Source organism: Lentzea sp. (genome assembly GCF_035525475.1).
Classification (GTDB): domain Bacteria; phylum Actinomycetota; class Actinomycetes; order Mycobacteriales; family Pseudonocardiaceae; genus Lentzea.
Map to the genome: position 1 here is coordinate 23,150 of NZ_DATLEC010000150.1, position 18,481 is coordinate 41,630.

At 69.5% G+C, this 18,481-nt stretch carries 17 protein-coding genes; 8 read left to right on the forward strand and 9 right to left on the reverse strand.

What is annotated here, in order from left to right; translation table 11 throughout:
• Position 1 precedes the first annotated feature (1 nt).
• Positions 2-1,087: an inositol-3-phosphate synthase gene (locus VM306_RS24995; RefSeq protein ID WP_325519232.1), complete on the forward strand. Its 1,086-nt coding sequence runs from the start codon at positions 2-4 to the stop codon at positions 1,085-1,087.
• Between the two features lie 36 nt (positions 1,088-1,123).
• On the opposite strand, the gene VM306_RS25000 is transcribed toward VM306_RS24995, so the two are convergent.
• Positions 1,124-1,858, reverse strand: a complete 735-nt coding sequence (locus VM306_RS25000; protein WP_325519234.1) for an SDR family NAD(P)-dependent oxidoreductase — start codon at positions 1,856-1,858, stop codon at positions 1,124-1,126.
• Positions 1,859-2,426: 568 nt separating this feature from the next.
• The gene (locus tag VM306_RS25005; RefSeq protein WP_325519236.1) at positions 2,427-3,320 is read right to left on the reverse strand and encodes a DNA-processing protein DprA; all 894 of its coding nucleotides are present in this window, start codon (positions 3,318-3,320) and stop codon (positions 2,427-2,429) included.
• A 101-nt stretch (positions 3,321-3,421) separates the two neighbouring features.
• Between VM306_RS25005 and VM306_RS25010 the strand changes: the two genes are divergently transcribed.
• Entirely contained in the window at positions 3,422-4,003 is a 582-nt protein-coding gene (locus tag VM306_RS25010) for a hypothetical protein (protein WP_325519238.1), read from the forward strand.
• Here the strand turns inward: VM306_RS25010 and VM306_RS25015 are convergent.
• Positions 3,952-4,581 carry an HAD family phosphatase gene (locus VM306_RS25015; protein ID WP_325519240.1) on the reverse strand — a complete coding sequence of 210 codons (630 nt, stop codon included), beginning with the start codon at positions 4,579-4,581 and terminating at the stop codon, positions 3,952-3,954. The genes VM306_RS25010 and VM306_RS25015 overlap by 52 nt on opposite strands.
• Before the next feature lie 67 nt (positions 4,582-4,648).
• Here VM306_RS25015 and VM306_RS25020 point away from each other — a divergent pair, with 67 nt between their 5' ends.
• From VM306_RS25020 to VM306_RS25035, 4 genes are all read left to right on the forward strand, one after another.
• Positions 4,649-5,815: an MFS transporter gene (locus VM306_RS25020; protein WP_325519242.1), complete on the forward strand. Its 1,167-nt coding sequence runs from the start codon at positions 4,649-4,651 to the stop codon at positions 5,813-5,815.
• Between the two features lie 57 nt (positions 5,816-5,872).
• On the forward strand, positions 5,873-7,888 hold the full coding sequence (locus VM306_RS25025; protein ID WP_325519244.1) for a PhoX family phosphatase: 2,016 nt from the start codon (positions 5,873-5,875) through the stop codon (positions 7,886-7,888).
• A gap of 131 nt (positions 7,889-8,019) precedes the next feature.
• Positions 8,020-10,116: a PhoX family phosphatase gene (locus tag VM306_RS25030; protein ID WP_325519246.1), complete on the forward strand. Its 2,097-nt coding sequence runs from the start codon at positions 8,020-8,022 to the stop codon at positions 10,114-10,116.
• A 204-nt stretch (positions 10,117-10,320) separates the two neighbouring features.
• A complete protein-coding gene (locus VM306_RS25035; RefSeq protein ID WP_325519248.1) occupies positions 10,321-10,863 on the forward strand; it encodes a DUF3455 domain-containing protein in 543 nt (180 codons plus the stop codon).
• On the opposite strand, the gene VM306_RS25040 is transcribed toward VM306_RS25035, so the two are convergent.
• The gene (locus VM306_RS25040) at positions 10,836-12,011 is read right to left on the reverse strand and encodes an MFS transporter (RefSeq protein WP_325519250.1); all 1,176 of its coding nucleotides are present in this window, start codon (positions 12,009-12,011) and stop codon (positions 10,836-10,838) included. The two genes, VM306_RS25035 and VM306_RS25040, sit on opposite strands and share 28 nt — an antisense overlap.
• A gap of 12 nt (positions 12,012-12,023) precedes the next feature.
• Between VM306_RS25040 and VM306_RS25045 the strand changes: the two genes are divergently transcribed.
• Positions 12,024-12,695: an SDR family oxidoreductase gene (locus tag VM306_RS25045; RefSeq protein ID WP_325519252.1), complete on the forward strand. Its 672-nt coding sequence runs from the start codon at positions 12,024-12,026 to the stop codon at positions 12,693-12,695.
• Positions 12,696-12,802: 107 nt separating this feature from the next.
• Here VM306_RS25045 and VM306_RS25050 read toward each other — a convergent pair whose 3' ends face one another.
• Complete coding sequence (locus VM306_RS25050) at positions 12,803-14,110, reverse strand: amidohydrolase (protein WP_325519253.1); 1,308 nt, start codon at positions 14,108-14,110, stop codon at positions 12,803-12,805.
• 296 nt (positions 14,111-14,406) lie between these two features.
• Between VM306_RS25050 and VM306_RS25055 the strand changes: the two genes are divergently transcribed.
• Positions 14,407-14,538, forward strand: a complete 132-nt coding sequence (locus VM306_RS25055) for a hypothetical protein (protein WP_325519255.1) — start codon at positions 14,407-14,409, stop codon at positions 14,536-14,538.
• Here VM306_RS25055 and VM306_RS25060 read toward each other — a convergent pair.
• The 4 genes from VM306_RS25060 to VM306_RS25075 all read right to left on the reverse strand — a co-directional run.
• Positions 14,535-15,692: a sensor histidine kinase gene (locus VM306_RS25060; protein WP_325519257.1), complete on the reverse strand. Its 1,158-nt coding sequence runs from the start codon at positions 15,690-15,692 to the stop codon at positions 14,535-14,537. The two genes, VM306_RS25055 and VM306_RS25060, sit on opposite strands and share 4 nt — an antisense overlap.
• A 303-nt stretch (positions 15,693-15,995) precedes the next feature.
• Positions 15,996-17,102, reverse strand: a complete 1,107-nt coding sequence (locus VM306_RS25065; protein WP_325519259.1) for a nitric oxide synthase oxygenase — start codon at positions 17,100-17,102, stop codon at positions 15,996-15,998.
• Positions 17,103-17,234: 132 nt separating this feature from the next.
• A complete protein-coding gene (gene trmB, locus VM306_RS25070; RefSeq protein ID WP_325519263.1) occupies positions 17,235-17,879 on the reverse strand; it encodes a tRNA (guanosine(46)-N7)-methyltransferase TrmB in 645 nt (214 codons plus the stop codon).
• A gap of 68 nt (positions 17,880-17,947) precedes the next feature.
• Positions 17,948-18,481: hypothetical protein (locus tag VM306_RS25075; protein ID WP_325519261.1), on the reverse strand; the 534-nt coding region annotated here is incomplete at its 5' end.

Here is an 18,481-nt window from a genome sequence, read left to right on the forward strand (position 1 = left end):
AATGGGCGAAAACCGCCGCACCGTTCGAGTGGCCATCGTCGGGGTTGGCAACTGCGCGGCGTCGCTGGTGCAGGGCGTCCACTACTACCGTGACGCCGACCCGAGCACCCGCGTGCCCGGCCTGATGCACGTGCAGTTCGGTGACTACCACGTGCGCGATGTCGAGTTCGTCGCAGCGTTCGACGTCGACGCGAAGAAGGTCGGTGTCGACCTGGCCGAGGCCATCGGGGCCAGCCAGAACAACACGATCAAGATCGCGGACGTGCCGCCGCTGGGCGTGACCGTGCAACGCGGCCACACCTACGACGGTCTCGGCCGCTTCTACCGCGAGACGATCGAGGAGTCCGACGCCGAGCCGGTGGACATCGTCGCCGCGCTGCGCGAGGCCGAGGTCGACGTGCTGGTCTCGTACCTGCCGGTGGGCTCGGAGGACGCGGACCGCTTCTACGCCCAGTGCGCCATCGACGCCGGTGTGGCGTTCGTCAACGCCCTGCCGGTCTTCATCGCCTCGGACCCGGAGTGGGCGGAGAAGTTCCGCGCGGCCGGCGTGCCGATCGTCGGTGACGACATCAAGTCCCAGGTCGGCGCCACCATCACGCACCGCGTGCTGGCGAAGCTGTTCGAGGACCGCGGTGTCCAGCTCGACCGCACCATGCAGCTCAACGTGGGCGGCAACATGGACTTCCTCAACATGAAGGAACTGGAGCGCCTGGAGTCCAAGAAGGTCTCCAAGACGCAGTCCGTGACGTCGCAGCTGTCCCGCGACATCGGCAAGGACAACGTCCACATCGGCCCGTCGGACTACGTCGCGTGGCTCGACGACCGCAAGTGGGCCTACGTCCGGCTCGAGGGCCGCGCGTTCGGCGACGTGCCCCTGAACCTCGAGTACAAGCTCGAGGTCTGGGACTCCCCGAACTCCGCGGGCATCATCATCGACGCGGTCCGCGCGGCGAAGATCGCCCTCGACCGGGGCATCGGCGGCCCGATCCTCTCGGCGTCGTCGTACTTCATGAAGTCCCCGCCCGAGCAGTACTCGGACTCCGAGGCCCACGCGGCCGTCGAGGCGTTCATCCGCGGCGAGGCCTGATGTGAGGGGCCGCCCTCCCACCGGAGGGCGGCCTCGTCAGCGCTTCGACAACCGCAGCTTCTGCCAGCTCCCGTCCGCGGTCCACCCGCCGTCGACGGGCAACGCGACACCGTTGACGTACCGCGAGTTGTCACCGGCCAGGAACCTGACGGCCTGCGCGATGTCGTCCGGCGCCGCGAACCGTCCCATCGGCACGTGGTCGGTGATGTCCTCGTCGACGTAGTACCCGCCGGCCTGCGACTCGACGTCCATCTCGGTCTTGACCCAGCCGGGACACACGGCGTTGACCCTGACCCCCCGCCCGCCCCACTCGACGGCGAGCGTGCGGGTCAACCCGATCAGCCCGTGCTTGGTGGTGTTGTAGGCGGCCCGGTCCGCCACCCCCTGCAACCCGGCGACGCTCGCGATGTTGACGACGCTGCCGCTGCCCTGCGCGAGCATGATCCTGCCGAGCGCCTGCGTGAGCAGGAACGGCCCGGTCAGGTTGACCGCCATGATCCGTTCCCACTGCTCGAGGCTGGTGTCCTCGAACGGCACGATGCCGGCGATGCCCGCGTTGTTGACCAGCACGTCGACCCGGCCGTGGGTTTCTTCCACGTGGCTGCTCAGGCGCTGGACGTCCTCGGCGCTGGCCACGTTGCCGACGATTCCGTCCTCGCTCTCCCGCAGGTCGAAGCCGACGACGGTGAACCCGTCCTCGCGCAGGACCTCCGCGATCCGCAGTCCCATGCCCTGCGCCGTGCCGGTGACCACGGCAACTCGTTGCGTCATGGACGCCACGCTAGGCAGCGGCGGAGCGCGGCGGGAGTCACCCGAGCCAGGTTCTGGTGCTCAGCATCAGACCTGCTGGCAGAGGACGCAGGCGTCCCAGCTGAACGTGCCGGGTGGACGCCTGTCGGTCCGGCGGCCGAGCACCAGACCGGTGACTCGCGCTGCTCCCGCGCGCTTGAGCGCGACAGCCGACGACTGGAGGCTGGCTGGTCGTGCTGAGCACCTCCGCGAAGGCGCAGGTGATGCCGAGACGTCGTCCGAGGACGTCTGCCAGCGGGTGGCCGTCCCTGCGCTGCCTGGTGCTGGGAACGATCGTCACGGTGTCGAAGTCGCCGAGACAACTCCGGTGCCCGGCCAGAAAGGTCGCGAGAACTCACGCCAGTTCGTTGGTGTACTGCTTGCGCGCTACAACACTTCGGCTGTTCTTGTGGTTCTCGCGCACATGGACGAGCTGACTGCCCTCGACAGCCATCGAGATCGGCAGACCGTGCACACGTCCGGTCCACGCGCTGGTGGAGGAACGAGGATGTTGAGGTAGCTCTCGGAGATGCGGCTGAGCGGGCTCACGTCAGAGGTCGATCAGGTCCGGAACTCCGGCGCGCAGGTCGTCCAGCACGCGCAGCAGGTGGTCGGGACCTTCCAGGACCGTCGTGTTCGGACGCTCCGCCATCTCGCGGCCCCAGGTCGTGTCCGACGCGACCTCGGGCAGCAGGAAGACGTGCCGGCCGTGCTCGAGCGCGAGCCGGGCCTGGATGCGGGTGCCGCTGTGCTCGCCCGCCTCCACGACGACCGTCGCGACGCTGCACCCGCTCATGACGGCGTTGCGCATCGGGAAGTGGTGCTTCGCGGGACCGGCGTCCGGCCAGAACTGGGACAGCACCGCTCCCGTCCTGGCGATCTCCTGCTGCAGATCCGCGTTCTCCGCCGGATAACAGCGACGCAGGCCCGTGCCCACCACGGAGACCGTCCGCCCTCCGGCGTCCACGACGGCTCGATGCGCGGCCGTGTCGACGCCCGCGGCGAGACCGCTGAAGACCGTGATGTCGTGTTTGGTCAGGGTCGTCGCGATCTCACGGGTGATGTGGAGACCTCGTGCGCCGGCGTGCCTGCTGCCGACGACCGCGACACCGAACTGGTCGGCGGGATCGAGGAAACCCTTGCAGGTCAGGAAAGGCGGACGCTGGTGCACCATCAGCAGCTGGACCGGGTACTCCTCGTCGAGCACCGTCACGAGGCGGATGCCCTCGTCCTCCCAGGACTCGATCTCCTTCTCGACGAGGTCCAGCCGACCGGCGATGTCGGGGTCGGCGTGGTCGAGCGTGGGCTGGTCCGGGGTGAGCAGCGACTCCAGGACGGTCAGGGCGGAGCCGGCGGCCTCCACGGCGTTCGTGACGTCGGCCCAGCCGCGCCCGCTGTCGCGGAGTGCGAGCAGGAACGCCGCCTTGTCACGCCGGTTCACCACGATGACATCCTATCGAACACGGGTTCGACTCGCGGGGCCGAATCGCCTGGAAGTGGGCGAGTCCAATGGGCCCGCCGGCAACAACCGCTAGCTTCGGCGCGATGCGCACCCTGCTGGTCGCCCTCCCCGGCCTCGTCCTCGCCGGCATCGGCCTGACCCACCCCCACCACCTGGACGCGTCGACCGCCCAGTGGTGGCAGAACATGCACATCATCCTGGCGGTGGTCTTCCCGCTGCTGGCGGCCGCGCAGTGGGTCCTCCTGAACGACAGCCCGAAGTACGTCCGCTACCCAGCCCGAGCCGCCGCGTTCGGTTACGCGGTCTTCTACGGCGCACTCGACGCGTTGGCGGGCATCGGCGGCGGCGCCATGACGCTGGCCAACGGTGGTCGCTCGCCCGCCGACGAGCCTCTCTTCGAGATCGGCAACCAGCTCGGGCACGTCGGCGCCTGGTGCTTCCTCGCGGCCAGCGTGGCGATCGCCGCGTGGGCGCTGCTCAAGCACAGGCTCAAGGCCATCCCGGGCGCGGCATTCCTGCTGTTCGGCAGCTTCCTGTTCCTCGACAGCCACATCTACTGGCCGAAGGGCGTCCTCGCCTGCGCGTGCATCGCGATCGGCATGGCCGCGACCAGCTACGCGAGCGCGTCCGGCAAAGCGGAGATCGACGGCAGCACCCGCACCTGATCCAGCACCTCCGCGGCAGGCGGGAAGTGCGGGTTCGGCACGGCCAGGACGGTCATGCCCGCGGCCAGTGCGGCGCGAAGCCCGTTGGTCGAGTCCTCGACGGCGTAACAAGAGGAGGCCGGGACGCCGAGCCGTGATGCTGCCAACAGGTAGACGTCCGGCGAGGGCTTCCCGGCCGCACAGGACTCCGACGACACCGCCACGGGCACCGGCAACCCGGTCACGTCCAGGAACACCCTGATCAGCACGGCCGGGGCCGAGGAAGCGATCGCGACGGCATAACGCGAGGCCACGGCCCGTACCGCGTCCACGGCACCGGGAATCACCGGCAGGTGGGCGGCGTACGCCTTCTCCATCGAAGCGATCACCCCGGCGGAGACCTCCTCTGGCGTCAGCCGGACACCGACCGCGTCGACGAGGAAGGCGGCCCACTCCTGCGTCGACATGCCCTGCATGTCACGGGTGGCGGTAGGAGTCCACGTGCCGCCGTGCGCGGCGGCGAACGACTGGCGCACGTCGTCCCACACCTGCTCGGAGTCGATCAGCACGCCGTCGAGGTCGAAGATCACCGCATCCACGCGGGCCACCGTACCTTGTGGCGCGCGATACTTCGCCATGCTAACCAAAAGAGGTTAGGATAGCGAAGTGAATTTCAAGGCTCAGCCCAAGCAGGTCTGGATCACGGCTTTCGCCGCCGTGATCGCCTTCATGGGGATCGGGCTCGTGGACCCGATCCTGTTGTCCATCGCAGAGGGTCTGCACGCAACACCCTCGCAAGTCACCCTCCTCTTCTCGTCCTACCTCGGCGTCCAGGTCGTCGCGATGCTGTTCACCGGCGCGGCGAGCGCCAGGTTCGGCGCCAAGCGCACGCTCGTGGGTGGGCTTGCGCTGATCGTCGTTGCCACGCTGGCGTGTTCGGCGGCGGGGAGCATCGGCCAGCTCGTGGGACTGCGGGCCGTGTGGGGGCTCGGCAACGCGTTCTTCATCGCCACCGCGCTCAGCGTCATCGTCGGCGCGGCCAGTGGTGGGCAGAAGGGCGCGATCCTGCTCTACGAGGCCGCGCTCGGTCTTGGCCTCAGCGTCGGGCCGCTGCTCGGGGCGTTGCTCGGCAGCATCTCGTGGCGCGGGCCGTTCCTCGGCACCGCGATCCTGATGGCCGTCGCGCTGGTCCTGTGCGCGGTGTTCCTGGCCAAGGACTCGCACCAGGAACGCGCCAGGATCGGTCTGCTCGACCCGGTGAAGGCGCTCAAGCACCCGGTTCTGCTGCGGACCTCGATCGGCGCCGCGCTCTACACGGCCGCGTTCTTCACCGTTCTGGCCTGGTCTCCGTTCGTGCTGCGGTGGGGTGCCGTCGAGATCGGACTGATCTTCTTCGGCTGGGGCGTGTGCGTCGCGGTCTCCAGCGTCTTCCTGGCGCCGCGGCTCGCGGACCGCTTCGGCGAGAAGGCGGCGATCATCGGATCCGTGCTCGCGTTCGCCGTGCTCATGCTGCTGATGGCGGTGCCCAGCAAGCCGTTGCTGGTGGTGGCCGTGATCGTCAGCGGGTTGGTCAGCGGTCTGCTCAACACGCTGTTCACCGGGACCGCGATGAGCGTCAGCGACGCCCCGCGGCCGGTCGCGAGTGCCGGGTACAACTTCCTGCGCTGGCTCGGCGGTGCGCTGGCGGCGACGTTCGTGAGCCACCTCGCGCAGCCGTTCGTCGTGGCCGCGGTGCTCTGCGCGATCGCGGCGGTGCTGCTGGCGTTCAACCGCACCGACACCCGCGAGGTCCCTACGGAAGTCGTGATTGCCGGCGAGCAGCTAGTCGGTTAACGAATGGTGAACTACGGTCGGTCGCGGTTCCCGCACCGACCGTAGGAGGCCACCACCATGATCCCTCTGCCTCTCGTCAACCACCGCGTGGGCAGAGCAGCGGTGACATGCGAGTACCGCTGCGGGGACGCGTGCTTCCACGACGTCCCGAACACCTCGGACAACCCGTACCTCGGCGACCTGATCAGCCGTCGCACCGCGCTCAAGGCCGGCGCCGTGGTCGCCGCGGCCGCCACCGTCTCGCTCCCGGCGACCGCCGCCGCGGCGCCCGAGTCCCAGGCACGCGCGCCGAGGGGACTCGACTTCGAGCCCGTCGAGGTCAACACCAAGGACGAGGTCGTCGTCCCCGAGGGGTACGAGCAGGGGATCGTGATCCGCTGGGGCGACCCGCTCTTCCCCGGCGTCCCCGAGTTCGACTTCGACCACCAGACCGCCGCGAAGCAGGCGAAGCAGTTCGGCTTCAACTGCGACTTCGCCGCGATCCTGCCGCTGGACCCGTTGGAACTGACCGGGATCATGGTCACCAACCACGAGTACACCAGCGAGCCGTTCATGTTCCGCGGCTACGACGCCGCGAACCCCACCGAGGAACAGGTCAAGATCGCCTGGGCCGCGCACGGCCTCTCGGTGTTCATGATCAAGCGCTCGCTGTTCTCCGGCCACTACCGGCCGAGGTTCAGCAGGTACAACCGCCGCATCACGCTGAACACGCCGTTCGAGGTGCGCGGCCCGGCGGCGGGCAGCGACCTGCTGAAGACCTCCGCCGACCCGACCGGCAGGAAGGTCTTCGGCACGATCAACAACTGCGCCGGTGGCGTCACGCCGTGGGGCACGATCCTGTCCGGCGAGGAGAACTTCAACCAGTACTTCGCCAACGCCGCCGGCCGCAACGACCCGCGCCTGACCCGGTACGGCGTCACGGGAACCGCGACCACGCGCAAGTGGGAGCGCTTCGACAAGCGCTGGGACCTCGCGCAGGAACCCAACGAGGTCAACAGGTTCGGCTGGGTCATCGAGCTCGACCCCCACGACCCGGACTCCACACCGGTCAAGCACACGCACCTGGGCCGGTTCAAGCACGAGACCGCGAACGTCCGCATCGCCGACGACGGCAGGGTGGTCGCCTACTCCGGTGACGACGAGCGGTTCGAGTACATCTACAAGTTCATCTCCAACGGCAAGGTCAAGCACGGCAACAGCAAGGCCGCCCGTCGCCACAACATGACGCTGCTCGACGACGGCACGCTCTACGTCGCGAAGTTCACCGGCGACAGCCCGCCGGCCGAGATCGACGGCACCGGAAAGCTGCCCGGCGACGGGAAGTTCGACGGCACCGGTGAGTGGATCCCGCTGGCCGCGGGCACCAGGTCCTTCGTGCCCGGCATGACCGCCGAGGAGGTGTACGTCTTCACGCGCGTCGCGGCGGACAAGGTCGGCGCGACGAAGATGGACCGCCCCGAGGACATCCAGTGCCACCCGCGCACCGGCACGGTCTACTGCGCGCTCAGCAACAACGTCGAGCGCGGCGTCACCGCGGGCAAGGAAGGCGCCACCGAGCCGAACCCGCGCGTGAACAACCGGCACGGGCAGGTGCTGGAGCTGACCGAACGCCGCGGCGACGCGCTCGCGCTGACGTTCAGCTGGGACCTGTTCCTGGTGTGCGGGTTCCCGGACGACCCGGGCACGTACTTCGGCGGTTTCGACAAGTCGCAGGTCAGTCCCATCTCCAGTCCGGACAACGTGGCCTTCGACCGGCACGGCAACCTGTGGATCTCCACCGACGCCGACGGCAAGCTCGACGGGCTGAACGACGGCCTGTACGGCGTGCCGCTGGAAGGACCGGAACGCGGTCATCTCAAGCTCTTCCTCACGGTGCCGCGCGGGGGCGAGACGTGTGGCCCGGTGATCGGCGAGCGGGTGATCACCGTGTGCGTCCAGCACCCCGGCGAGGTGGACGGCGCGAGCGCGGACAAGCCCGTCTCGAACTGGCCTGACCGCGGTGACGCGCGACCCAGGCCGTCGGTGGTCGCGGTGTGGCGCAAGGGCCGTCGTCAACTGGGTGAGATCGGGTGATCACCAGGCGTGCACCGCTTATTGGGGAGTAGTACGAGTTCGCCTGCCGTTCACCTCCTGGACGGCAGGCGATCTCGTTGGGCTCTTAGGTTCGGCCAGTTCCCACACTGACACCGATCTCGGAGGCCAACGTGCCATCACCCGCCGATCGGGGCCGCCGCCTGCTGCCCCTGCTCCCGACGAACCACCCGCTGGGGCGCCAGGCCGTCACCTGCGAGTTCCGCTGCGGCAACGCCTGCTCGCACGACGCGCCCAACACCGCGCGGAACGCGTACTTCGGCGACGTCGTCAAGGAGGTCGTGAGCCGCCGCGGCATGCTGAAGGCCGGTGCCGTCGTCGCGGCCGCCGGTGCCGGCGCGCTCGCGTTCTCCGGTGCGGCGTCCGCCGCTCCCGCGCACGCCGACCTGGACCTCGACCTGGACCTCCGGTTCGGTCGCGACCGCGACGGGCTCAACTTCGAAGCGGTGCAGCCCAACACCCTCGACGAGGTCGTCGTCCCGAAGGGCTACGAGACCGACGTCGTCATCCGCTGGGGCGACGGCGTCACGCACGACGCGCCGAAGTTCGACTTCGACAACCAGACGCCCGAGGCGCAGGCGAAGCAGTTCGGGTTCAACAACGACTTCTGCGGCCTCGTCCCGCTGCCGGGCTGGGACCGCTGGCTCATGGTGAGCAACCACGAGTACACGACCGAGTCGTTCATGTTCAAGGACTGGACCGAGGCCACGGCCACCGAGAAGCACGCCAAGATCGCGTGGGCCGCGCACGGCCTGTCGGTCGTGCAGGTCGAGCGCGACCACCGCTCCGGCAAGCTCGTGGTGTCCAAGGACAAGAAGAAGTACAACCGCCGCATCACGCTGACCACGCCGTTCGAGGTGCGTGGCCCGGCCGCCGGCTCGAAGTTCCTCAAGACCTCCGCCGACCCGACGGGCAGGACGGTCCTGGGCACGCAGAACAACTGCGCCGGTGGCGTCACGCCGTGGGGCACGATCCTGTCCGGCGAGGAGAACTTCAACCAGTACTTCGCGAACGCGGACCTGGTCACCGACGCCGACACCAAGGCCAAGCTCGGCCGCTACGGCTTCTCCGGCAAGGCGTCGCTGCGCAAGTGGGAGAAGTTCGACAAGCGCTTCGACCTCGCGCAGGAGCCGAACGAGGCCAACCGCTTCGGCTACATCGTCGAGATCGACCCACTCGACCCGACGTCGACGCCGGTCAAGCACACCGCGCTCGGCCGCTTCAAGCACGAGGGCGCGAACGTCATCGTCGCGCGCGACGGCCGTGTCGTCGCGTACATGGGTGACGACGAGCGCTTCGACTACATGTACAAGTTCGTCACCGACGGCACGTACCAGAAGGGCGACTCGAAGCGCGCCCGCGAGCACAACAAGCGCCTGCTCGACTCGGGCACGCTCTACGTCGCCCAGTTCACGGGTGACAGCCCGGTCGCCGAGATCGACGGCACGGGCAAGCTGCCGAGCGACGGCGAGTTCGACGGTTCGGGCAAGTGGATCCCGCTGGCGCACAACGACGAGTCGTTCGTCCCGGGCTTCACCGCCGAGGAGGTCTACGTCTTCACGCGCCTCGCCGCCGACAAGGTGGGCGCCACGAAGATGGACCGCCCCGAGGACGTCGAGCCGTCGCTGAAGAACCGCCGCATCTACGCCGCGCTGACCAACAACACCGACCGCGGTGTGAAGCCCGGCAAGGAAGGCGCCACCGAGGTCGCGCCGCGCATCAACAACAAGCACGGCCACGTCCTGGAGATCGAGGAGCGCCGTTCCGACAACACGGCGACCACGTTCTCGTGGAAGCTGCTGCTGGTCTGCGGTGACCCGAACTCGCCGGACACCTACTTCGGCGGGTACGACAAGTCGCAGGTCAGCCCGATCTCCTGCCCGGACAACGTCGCGTTCGACTCGCAGGGCAACCTGTGGATCTCCACCGACGGCAACGCCCTGAAGTCCAACGACGGCATCTTCGCGGTGCCGGTCGAGGGCAAGCGCCGCGGGTACGTGAAGCAGTTCCTCACCGTGCCCAGGGGCGCCGAGGCGTGCGGCCCGGTCGTCACGGACGACTTCGTCCTGGTGTCCGTGCAGCACCCCGGTGAGATCGACGGCGCGTCGGCGAACAACCCGCTGTCGCACTGGCCGGACGGCGGCACCTCGCAGCCGCGTCCGTCAGTCGCCGTCGTGTGGCGCAAGGACCGTCGCCGCATCTGCGGCTGATCTCCGTGCGCTGACCCACCCAAGTGGAATGAGCCGACTGTCTTCTGTGGACGGTGCCTGCCGCGGAGCATCACGCGCGGCAGGCACCGTCTCACATGGCGGGGTCGTGTGAACCGGTGCGGCGACCTGGCCGTATGACCAGGTGGCTGCACCGCGGACAGCCGGGACACGTCGCACTGTCTTTCCACTTAGGAGTGAGTGTTGATGAAGCGTGCTGGTCTCGTTCTCGTCGCAACAGCACTGATCGGGGTCGGTGTCGGAGCGGCGGGCTCCACCGCCGCCCCCACCCCCGCCGCGCTCGACGCCTCGGAGGCGCGAGTCGCCTCCGCGGTGCAGGTGCCCGCGGGCAACAAGGTCGTCGCCAAGTTCTACGCCAAGGGCGTGCAGACCTACACGTGCACGACAGGCGCCTGGAAGGGTCTCGAACCCGCCGCCACCCTGGCCGACCGGCTGGGACGCGCGGTCGCCCTGCACTCGCGCGGCCCGATCTGGGTCTCCACCGTCGACGGCAGCGCGGTCGAGGCCGCCCCGGTCGACGGCGCCCGCAACGAGGTCGCAGGAGCGGTTCCCGAGCTCCTGCTGAAGGCCAAGTCGACCAGGGGCGCCGGCACGTTCGCCGGTGTCAGCTACGTGCAGCGCCTCGCCACCAAGGGCGGCCTCGCACCGGCGGGCGCGTGCACCGCCGAAGGCGCTCAGACGTCCGTGCCCTACGAGGCGCTCTACACCTTCTCCGCGCCCGCGGTCTGAACCAGCGCGACCACGGCCGCGCTGACCATGGTGATGCCGACGACCCAGAGGCCGGTCTTCTGGGTTCCGGTCAGGTCACGCAGCCACCCGGTGACGTAGGGCGCGGCGAACCCGCTCACGTTGCCCAGAGAGTTGATCAACGCGATCCCGCCCGCGGCCGCCGTGCCGCCCAGGAAGCTCGTGGGAAGCGCCCAGAACGTGGGCAGGGCGGCACACACGCCGATCGCGCACACCGAGACGGCCACCATCGCCGCGACGGGGCTGCCCAGGTAGAGCGCGACGGGAATCGCCGCTCCACCGAGCAGCATCGGCGCGGCGACGTGCCACTTCCTCTCCCCGGTGCGGTCCCCGTGCCTGGCCCACAGGACCATGGCCACCGCGCCGAGGACGTACGGGATCGCGTTGATCAGCCCGCGCTCGACGACACCGGCCTCGGGCGCCAGCCCCTTGATGATCGACGGCAGGAAGAACCCCAGCGTGTACAACCCGTACACGATCCCGAAGTACACGAAGCTCAACGCCAGGATCCGCGGGTGCGTCAGCGCCTTCCTCAGCGGCCAGTGCTCCTCCGCCGGTTGCTCGACGGCTTCGGCGGGCCTGTCCGGCAGCCAGAACCACGTCACGAACGCCAGCGCGATCGCAGGAAGGCCCTCGATCAGGAACATCGTGCGCCAGTCGAACCACTGGATCAGCAGCCCGCTGAACGTGGACCCGAGCGCCGTCGAGATCGGCACCGCCACCATGAACAGGGCGACGATCCGCGCCCGTTCCCTCTGCGGGTACCAGTACGTCAGGTAGAGGATGATCCCGGGGAAGAACCCGGCCTCCGCCACGCCGAGCAGGAACCGCAGCACGATCAGCACGGTCCCGTTCGGCACGAACGCCATGGCCGTGGCGACGATCCCCCAGCTGACCATGATCCGCGCGATCCACCGCCGCGCCCCGAACCGGTGCAGCGCCAGGTTGCTCGGCACCTCGAGGAGCAGGTAGCCGATGAAGAACACCCCGGACGCGAACCCGAACGCCGTCGCGGAGAGCCGGAGCTCCTCCGACATGCCGTTGGGCCCGGCGAACCCGATGTTGACGCGGTCGAGGTAGTTGATGAAGTAGAGCAGGCACAGGTACGGCAGGATCAGCTTCCTGGGCACTAAAGTTCCCCCATGAGTGATCGTCCGGTAGCCCTCGTCACCGGGGCCTCCAGCGGAATCGGCGCGGCCATCTCCCGCAGTCTGGCGTCAACCCACGACCTGCTGCTAGGCGGACGCGACGAGACGGCCCTGTCCCTGCTGGCCGCCGAGCTCCCCGGCGCCACGGCCTGGCCGTTCGACGTGACGAACGTCGCGTCGGCCGACCTGGGCGTCGTCTCCCGCCTGGACGTGCTGGTGCACAGCGCCGGCATCGCACTCCTCGGACCCCTGTCGGAAGCGTCGCAGGCCGACTGGCGCCAGACGTTCGACGTGAACGTCTTCGCCGTCGCCGAGCTGACCAACCTGCTGCTGCCCCAGCTCCGCGCCGCCTCCGGCCACGTCGTGCTGATCAACTCGGGTGCCGGCAGGAACGCCAACCCGGGCTGGGGCGTGTACGCGGCCTCGAAGTTCGCCCTGCGCGCCTACGCCGACGCCCTGCGCGGCGACGAGCCCTCGCTGCGGGTGACGTCGGTGTACCCAGGCCGGACCGCCACTCCGATGCAGGAGGAGGTGCGGCGCCAGGAGGGCGGCGACTACGACGCGTCGAAGTACATCGACCCGGCCTCGGTGGGGCGGGCGGTGGCGTCGGCGGTGCTGGCGACGCCCGACGCCCACATCACCGAGGTGGTCGTGCGGCCGAGGTGAGTTGTCCACAGGATCATCAACAGCCTGTGGCCAGGCGCTGACGGAAGGTAAAATTGAAATCGGGGGATCCCGGTGCGCCCACTGCTGCTGCGCGCCGCTATCGGTCCCTATGCGCTCCGCAGCCGTGAGGCCACCGCCGCCACCCCGGCCTGCGCCTCCGCGCGGTCCACCCGAGTCGACTCCCCGTCAGCCACCACGTGGTCCCCGGCCACCCACACGTCGGTGACCCGCCGGGACCCCGACCCCCACACCAGGTTCGCCAGCAGCTGCGCGTCCGTCCCGTCCAGCCCGGTGGCGAACGCCGGGTCGTCGGCGGCGATGTGCACGACATCGCCCCACCGCCCGGCCTCCAACGCCCCGATGTCCGACCGCCCCAGCGCGGAAGCGCCGCCCCGGGTCGCCATCAGCAACGCCTGCGCCGCGCCCAGCACCGTCGCGTCCATCTTCGACACCCGAGCGAACAGCCCGGCCAGCCGCGCCTCCTCGAACAGGTCCAGGTCGTCGTTGGACGCCGGCCCGTCGGTGCCCAGCCCGACCGGGATCCCGGCGGCCAGCATCTCCGGCACCCGCGCGATCCCGGAGGCCAGCTTCGCGTTCGAGCCGGGGCAGTGCGCCACTCCGACACCGAACGACGCGTACAGCGCGATGTCGTCGTCGGAGAGGTGAACCGAGTGCGCGGACAGCACCCGGCCGCCCAGCACGTCGGACGCCTTCAGCAGTGCGGGCACCGACCCGTACTCCGCGCGCTGCGCCTCGTCCTCGAACGGCGACTCGGCCACGTGCACCATCAGCAGGGCGCCGCGGGCGCGGGCCTCGACGGCCACCGCGGTCAGCTGCGCCGGGGAAAGCGTGTAGGCGGAGTGCGGCCCGTAGGCCAGTTCCACGCGTTCGCCCGGCCCGAACCGCACTCCGTCGGAGTCGATCCACGCGGAGATCTCGTCGGTCAGCGACTTCCAGTCCATGCCCGGCACGTCGAGGATCGCCCCGCCGAACACCACCCGCGACCCGGCCGCCAGGACCGACGACACCAGCGCGGGGCCGTGGAAGTACATCTCGGCGGAGGTGGTGACGCCGTGGCGGAGCATCTCGACGGCGCCGAGCAGCATGCCCGTGCCGACGTCCGCCGCGGTCATCCTCGCCTCGTTCGGCCAGATCTCCTCCTGCAGCCACCGCAGCAACGGAAGGTCGGCGCCCAGGCCGCGCAGCACCGTCATCGGGCTGTGCGCGTGCGTGTTCACGAGGCCGGGCAGGAGGATGCCGGACAGACGCCGGACCTCGCCGTCGAAAGCGGGGGCGTCAGCGACACCGCCCACGTAGGTGATCCGGCCGTCGACCACGTCCACGACCGCGTCCCTCAGCACGGAGCAGGACGGGTCGCAGGGCAGGACCACCGGGGCATGCAGGCGCAATGACATGCAGTTCATCCTGCCATTGTGATGCCGGTCACAATGATGTATGCATCCGGGAAGCATGGGCATCCTGTCCCCGTCGGGCGCGGGCCGACCCCCAGGGTCCGCCCCGGCCTAAAACTTCTCCCTGACCAAGGGGCTCGTCGCGCATGACCGGCGGGCCCTTTGTGCTTCCCGGGCAACCACCGACACAGCAGGGGCGTCATCTGATCATGTCGAAGAAGCCGTGCACTTCCAGTGGGTCCTTCCGGCGCGCGCAGAAGCCCGCCACCCCCAAGCCGCCGACTCGCCGCTGAGTTGGCATGATCACACCGCACGGGTTACGGCGTGATCATGCGGAGGCATCAGTGGCCGACATCGAGCCCCAGAACGACGACCAGGTGAGCGATGCCGAGATGACGCAGGAGTTCGACGTCATCCGCGACGAGCCCTAAGCGAGCGGCAGCTCGGCGCGGACCGTCCAGCCAGTCGGTTCGCGTCGGCCTGCGGAGAACGTTCCGCCCAGCAGTTCCACGCGCTCGCGCATGCCCACGAGCCCGTACCCTCCCGAGCCACCCACGGGAATCCCCGAGGCGACGCCGTCGTCGAGCACGCCCAGTCGCAGCACGCCGTCACTCGACGACAGCGAAACGTCCACTGAGGACACCGCTGAAGCGTGCTTCTGGGTGTTGGTCAGTGATTCCTGCACCAGCCGCAGCACCGACCGGGCCAGCTCCTGCGGCACCGGATCTTGCAGGTCGAACGAGAGCCGCACCGGCAGGCCGGATTCCGAGGCCAACGCGCGCACGTCGTCCATCAGCGACGACGACGCGGCCGGACCGGCGGAGGTGCCGTCCCGCATCGTCCCGACGAGACGGCGCATCGCGGTCAGCGCCTCGTTCCCGGACGCGGCGATCGACGGCAGCACGTCCACCTCGCGGTTGAGCTGACCCGCCTGCGCGTGCACGACGATCGCGGTCACGTAGTGCGCCACCACGTCGTGCAGCTCGCGCGCCAACGCCATCCGCTCCGCGTTCTGGGCCGCCGCGACGGATGCCGCCAGCTGAGACGCACGCTCGTCGTCCCTGGCCCGGAAGTACAGCCCCGTGCCGATCGCCAGCACGAGCATGATGGACGCGCCGAACAGGTACGACGTCGGATCCGGGTCCCACTCGCGGTACTCGGTGGCCGACACGGCCGGCCACCCGAGGACCTCCGCGGCGGTCATCGCCGCCACCACGAGCACGGTCCCGGCCACCGCGCGCAGGTGTGAGGCCTCCCGCACGAGGATCGCGATGGTCGCCATCGCGGCGCCGGTGACCGCGATGTCGGCACCGCTCACGAAGAAGTGCGGCTCGAACGAGACGCCGAGAAACCGCAGGTAGAGCGCCGTGCAGGCGATGGAGAACGCCGCCGCCAGCGCCGCGTCGAAGGGCCGTCTCGGCGCCAGCACCGCGATCGCGCAGATGACCAGCACCCCGGGGACCTGCCACCAGCCGAGGGGGGTGGTGATCGACCCGAGCTCCGCGATGACGATGCCGGTGAGAGAGATCGCCAGCGGCCACTGGCGCTTGGCGAGCAACCGCCAGCTCAGATCCGTGCTCTCCACCCGACACACAGTAGGGCCGAAGGGGTGACGCCGCGTCCGACTCGGGGATACCCCGGCATCAGCCGGAAGGCTGAGAGGACGACCTGCGGAAATACCCTCCCGGCGGATGCCGGATGACGACTCGGTAACGGACTCTGGAGGAGCAGGAACAGGGAACGGAGGACGCCATGTTGTCAGTTGTGTTCACTTGGGCCGCCGCGGTGGTCGGTCTGTTGGTCCTGGCGCTGATGGCCCTCTCGGGTGTGCTGATCGACTCCCAGAGGTAGCCACCGGCTCCGGACACGCCGGCGTGTGATGGGGAAGTCAGACGCTGGTCAGGGAGTGGTGCTGGCGGAGAAGCTCCGCCAGCCTGCTCGTCGGCTGGGGACGGGTCTCGTCCAGCGCGGCCGTGAAGCGCGCAGGAGCACCGGTCCGTGCGCGCGCCGCGGCCGCGGTGTCCAGCCGGAACGCCGGACGCGCGGCGGACGGGCGTTGGCGGGAGCGCAGCCAGGCGAGACGGTGCAGGGCTTCCGCGTGGTGGTCCGTGATGGTGACGGCCGCCTTGTCGAACGAGTGCAGCACTGCCGCGTTCAGGTGAACGGTCGCGAAGTCCCGCCACAGCGTGCGTTCGGACGACGTGTCCAGCCCCAACGCCTCGGCGACCTCGCGCGCCACGCCGTACGCGCCTTCCTCCGCCAACGACCGCGTGCCGATCTCGGCGCCGACGAACCAGGAGTTGAACGGCGCAGCGGGGTAGTTCACGCCACCGATCGACAGCCGCATGTTCGCGATGACCGGAACGGCGTGCCAGCGCAGCCCCATCTCGCCGAACCACGGCAGCGTCGGGTGCTCCAGCGGGACCTCGTGCACGATCTCGGGCGGCAGCGTGAACAGCCGCGGCCCCTCGTGCTGGGTCTCCACCACCAACGGCAGCACGTCGAACCGTGACCGCCGTGCGGGTGGCCGCCACCCCATGCCCTGCATGGTCTCCGTGAACTGGGCGTACCGGCGGTCCCCCGTGCCGTCGGCGTACCCGGCGTACCGGATCAGCTGCTCGTTCCAGATCACCGGCCCCGGCGTTCCGGGCGCGTCCGGTGCGAAGACCGTGACGAGCGGCCGGATCTCACCGCCGTTGGTCGCGAGCCGCAGGTGCTCGACGCACTCGCCGGCGACGGCCGCGGCGTTGCGGTAGCCGCGCAGGTCGCGGACTTTCAGCCGTCGCCACGGCATTCCGGAGGTGCACCAGCCGGAGTCGCGCAACGCGATCCGCGCGCCGTACGCGAGCTCGTTGGTCGTGTGGCGGTAGGTTCCGGTCTCGGCGATCTCGGCGCGCACCTGGGCGATGCGGGCGGACAAGGAGCCTGCGTCGGAGTGCGCCGCGTGGAACATGCGCACGAACTCCTCCGCGACGGGGAGGACGTCGGGGGTCACGGAGCGAGAACCTAAGGCCGGAACCGCTTCACGCGTCACTGCCACTCGGGGCATTTCGGGTGATCAACACTGGCCACCTGATCGAGTGAAGATGAGACCCCCAGTGGTGAAACGCCCTGCTTGAGGTCTCGATCAGGTGAGGTCGTTCCGCTTGAACATCAGGTCGTGCGACACGCGGCCCTCGTTCACGGCCCGCTGCTCGAACTTCGTGACCGGTCGCCAGTCCGGGCGCGGCGCCCAGCCGTCGTGCACGTTGGTCAGCAGGCGCTCGCCGGAGCACACCTCGAGCATCTGCTCCGCGTAGTGCTCCCAGTCCGTCGCGAGGTGCAGCACGCCACCCGGCTCCAGGCGCGAGGCCACCAGCGAGATGAACTCCGGCTGCACGAGCCGGCGCTTGTGGTGCTTCTTCTTCGGCCACGGGTCCGGGAAGAAGATCCGCACGCCGTGCAACGACGCGGGCGCGACGTGGTCGGTGAGGAGGTCGACGGCGTCACCGCGCAGCACGCGCAGGTTGTCGAGGCCGCCGAGGTGTTCGCCGCGCAGCAGCAGCTGGGCGAGCCCGGGCTTGTAGACCTCGACGGCGACGTAGTTGAGCTCGGGTGCGGCGGCGACGAGCTGCGAGGTGGTCTCACCCATGCCGGAGCCGATCTCCAGCAGCACGGGGGCGGAACGGCCGAACCACGAATCGAAGTCGAGGGGTCCCTCGGGCAACGACTTCACGTCGTTGCCCATCTTCTCCCAGTACGTGTTCCAGGCGCGTTCCTGCCCCACGGTCATGCGCTCGCCGCGCTGGACGAAGCTGACGATGGAACGGGGGAACTCAGGCCTGGTCACGACCAGGCATTCTAGGCAATCAGTTCGATGTCCTCGATTTGAGCACGCAGGTCAGCGACCGTGAAGTCGATCGGCTGCGCGTGACCGGGTCCGCGGTGGGCCGGCACGAGGTGGATCCAGCCGCGGTGCGAGTCGGTGAACTGCACCGTCGTCGGGGTCGCGGGTCCGTAGACGCCGCTCTCCGACGGCACGAACTCCCAGTACCCGACCTCCCCCTCGGCCGCCCAGGGGACGAACACCCAGCCGGGGCGGTTGCCCAGCAGCGCGGTGACCTCGTCCTCGATGGCGAAGGCCGCGGCGCGCGAGGCGATCCGGCCCCGGTCCAGGGCTCTGAGCCACCAGGGCGCCGGCGCCGAGGAGCCGACCGCCCGGAACAACGTCAGCACCTGTTGCTCGTCGGCCCGGTGGATCCAGGCGCGGCGGGTCCGTGCGGGCGAGTCGGCGATCCCGACGCCTCCCGCGGCCTCGATCGCGTGCGACCATTCCAGCGCCATCATCGGTTCGACGCGAAGGGCGTGGTCGCGTTGCCGTGGCAGCTTCTTCGA

What these genes read in the sequence shown, in the direction of transcription:
- VM306_RS24995 (WP_325519232.1), top strand. Translation starts at nt 2, where the DNA reads ATGGGCGAAAACCGCCGCACCGTTCGAGTGGCCATCGTCGGGGTTGGC.
- VM306_RS25055 (WP_325519255.1), top strand. Translation starts at nt 14,407, where the DNA reads ATGATCACACCGCACGGGTTACGGCGTGATCATGCGGAGGCATCAGTG.
- VM306_RS25050 (WP_325519253.1), bottom strand. Translation starts at nt 14,110, where the DNA reads ATGTCATTGCGCCTGCATGCCCCGGTGGTCCTGCCCTGCGACCCGTCC.
- VM306_RS25045 (WP_325519252.1), top strand. Translation starts at nt 12,024, where the DNA reads ATGAGTGATCGTCCGGTAGCCCTCGTCACCGGGGCCTCCAGCGGAATC.
- VM306_RS25010 (WP_325519238.1), top strand. Translation starts at nt 3,422, where the DNA reads ATGCGCACCCTGCTGGTCGCCCTCCCCGGCCTCGTCCTCGCCGGCATC.
- trmB (WP_325519263.1), bottom strand. Translation starts at nt 17,879, where the DNA reads ATGACCGTGGGGCAGGAACGCGCCTGGAACACGTACTGGGAGAAGATG.
- VM306_RS25025 (WP_325519244.1), top strand. Translation starts at nt 5,873, where the DNA reads ATGATCCCTCTGCCTCTCGTCAACCACCGCGTGGGCAGAGCAGCGGTG.
- VM306_RS25035 (WP_325519248.1), top strand. Translation starts at nt 10,321, where the DNA reads ATGAAGCGTGCTGGTCTCGTTCTCGTCGCAACAGCACTGATCGGGGTC.
- VM306_RS25000 (WP_325519234.1), bottom strand. Translation starts at nt 1,858, where the DNA reads ATGACGCAACGAGTTGCCGTGGTCACCGGCACGGCGCAGGGCATGGGA.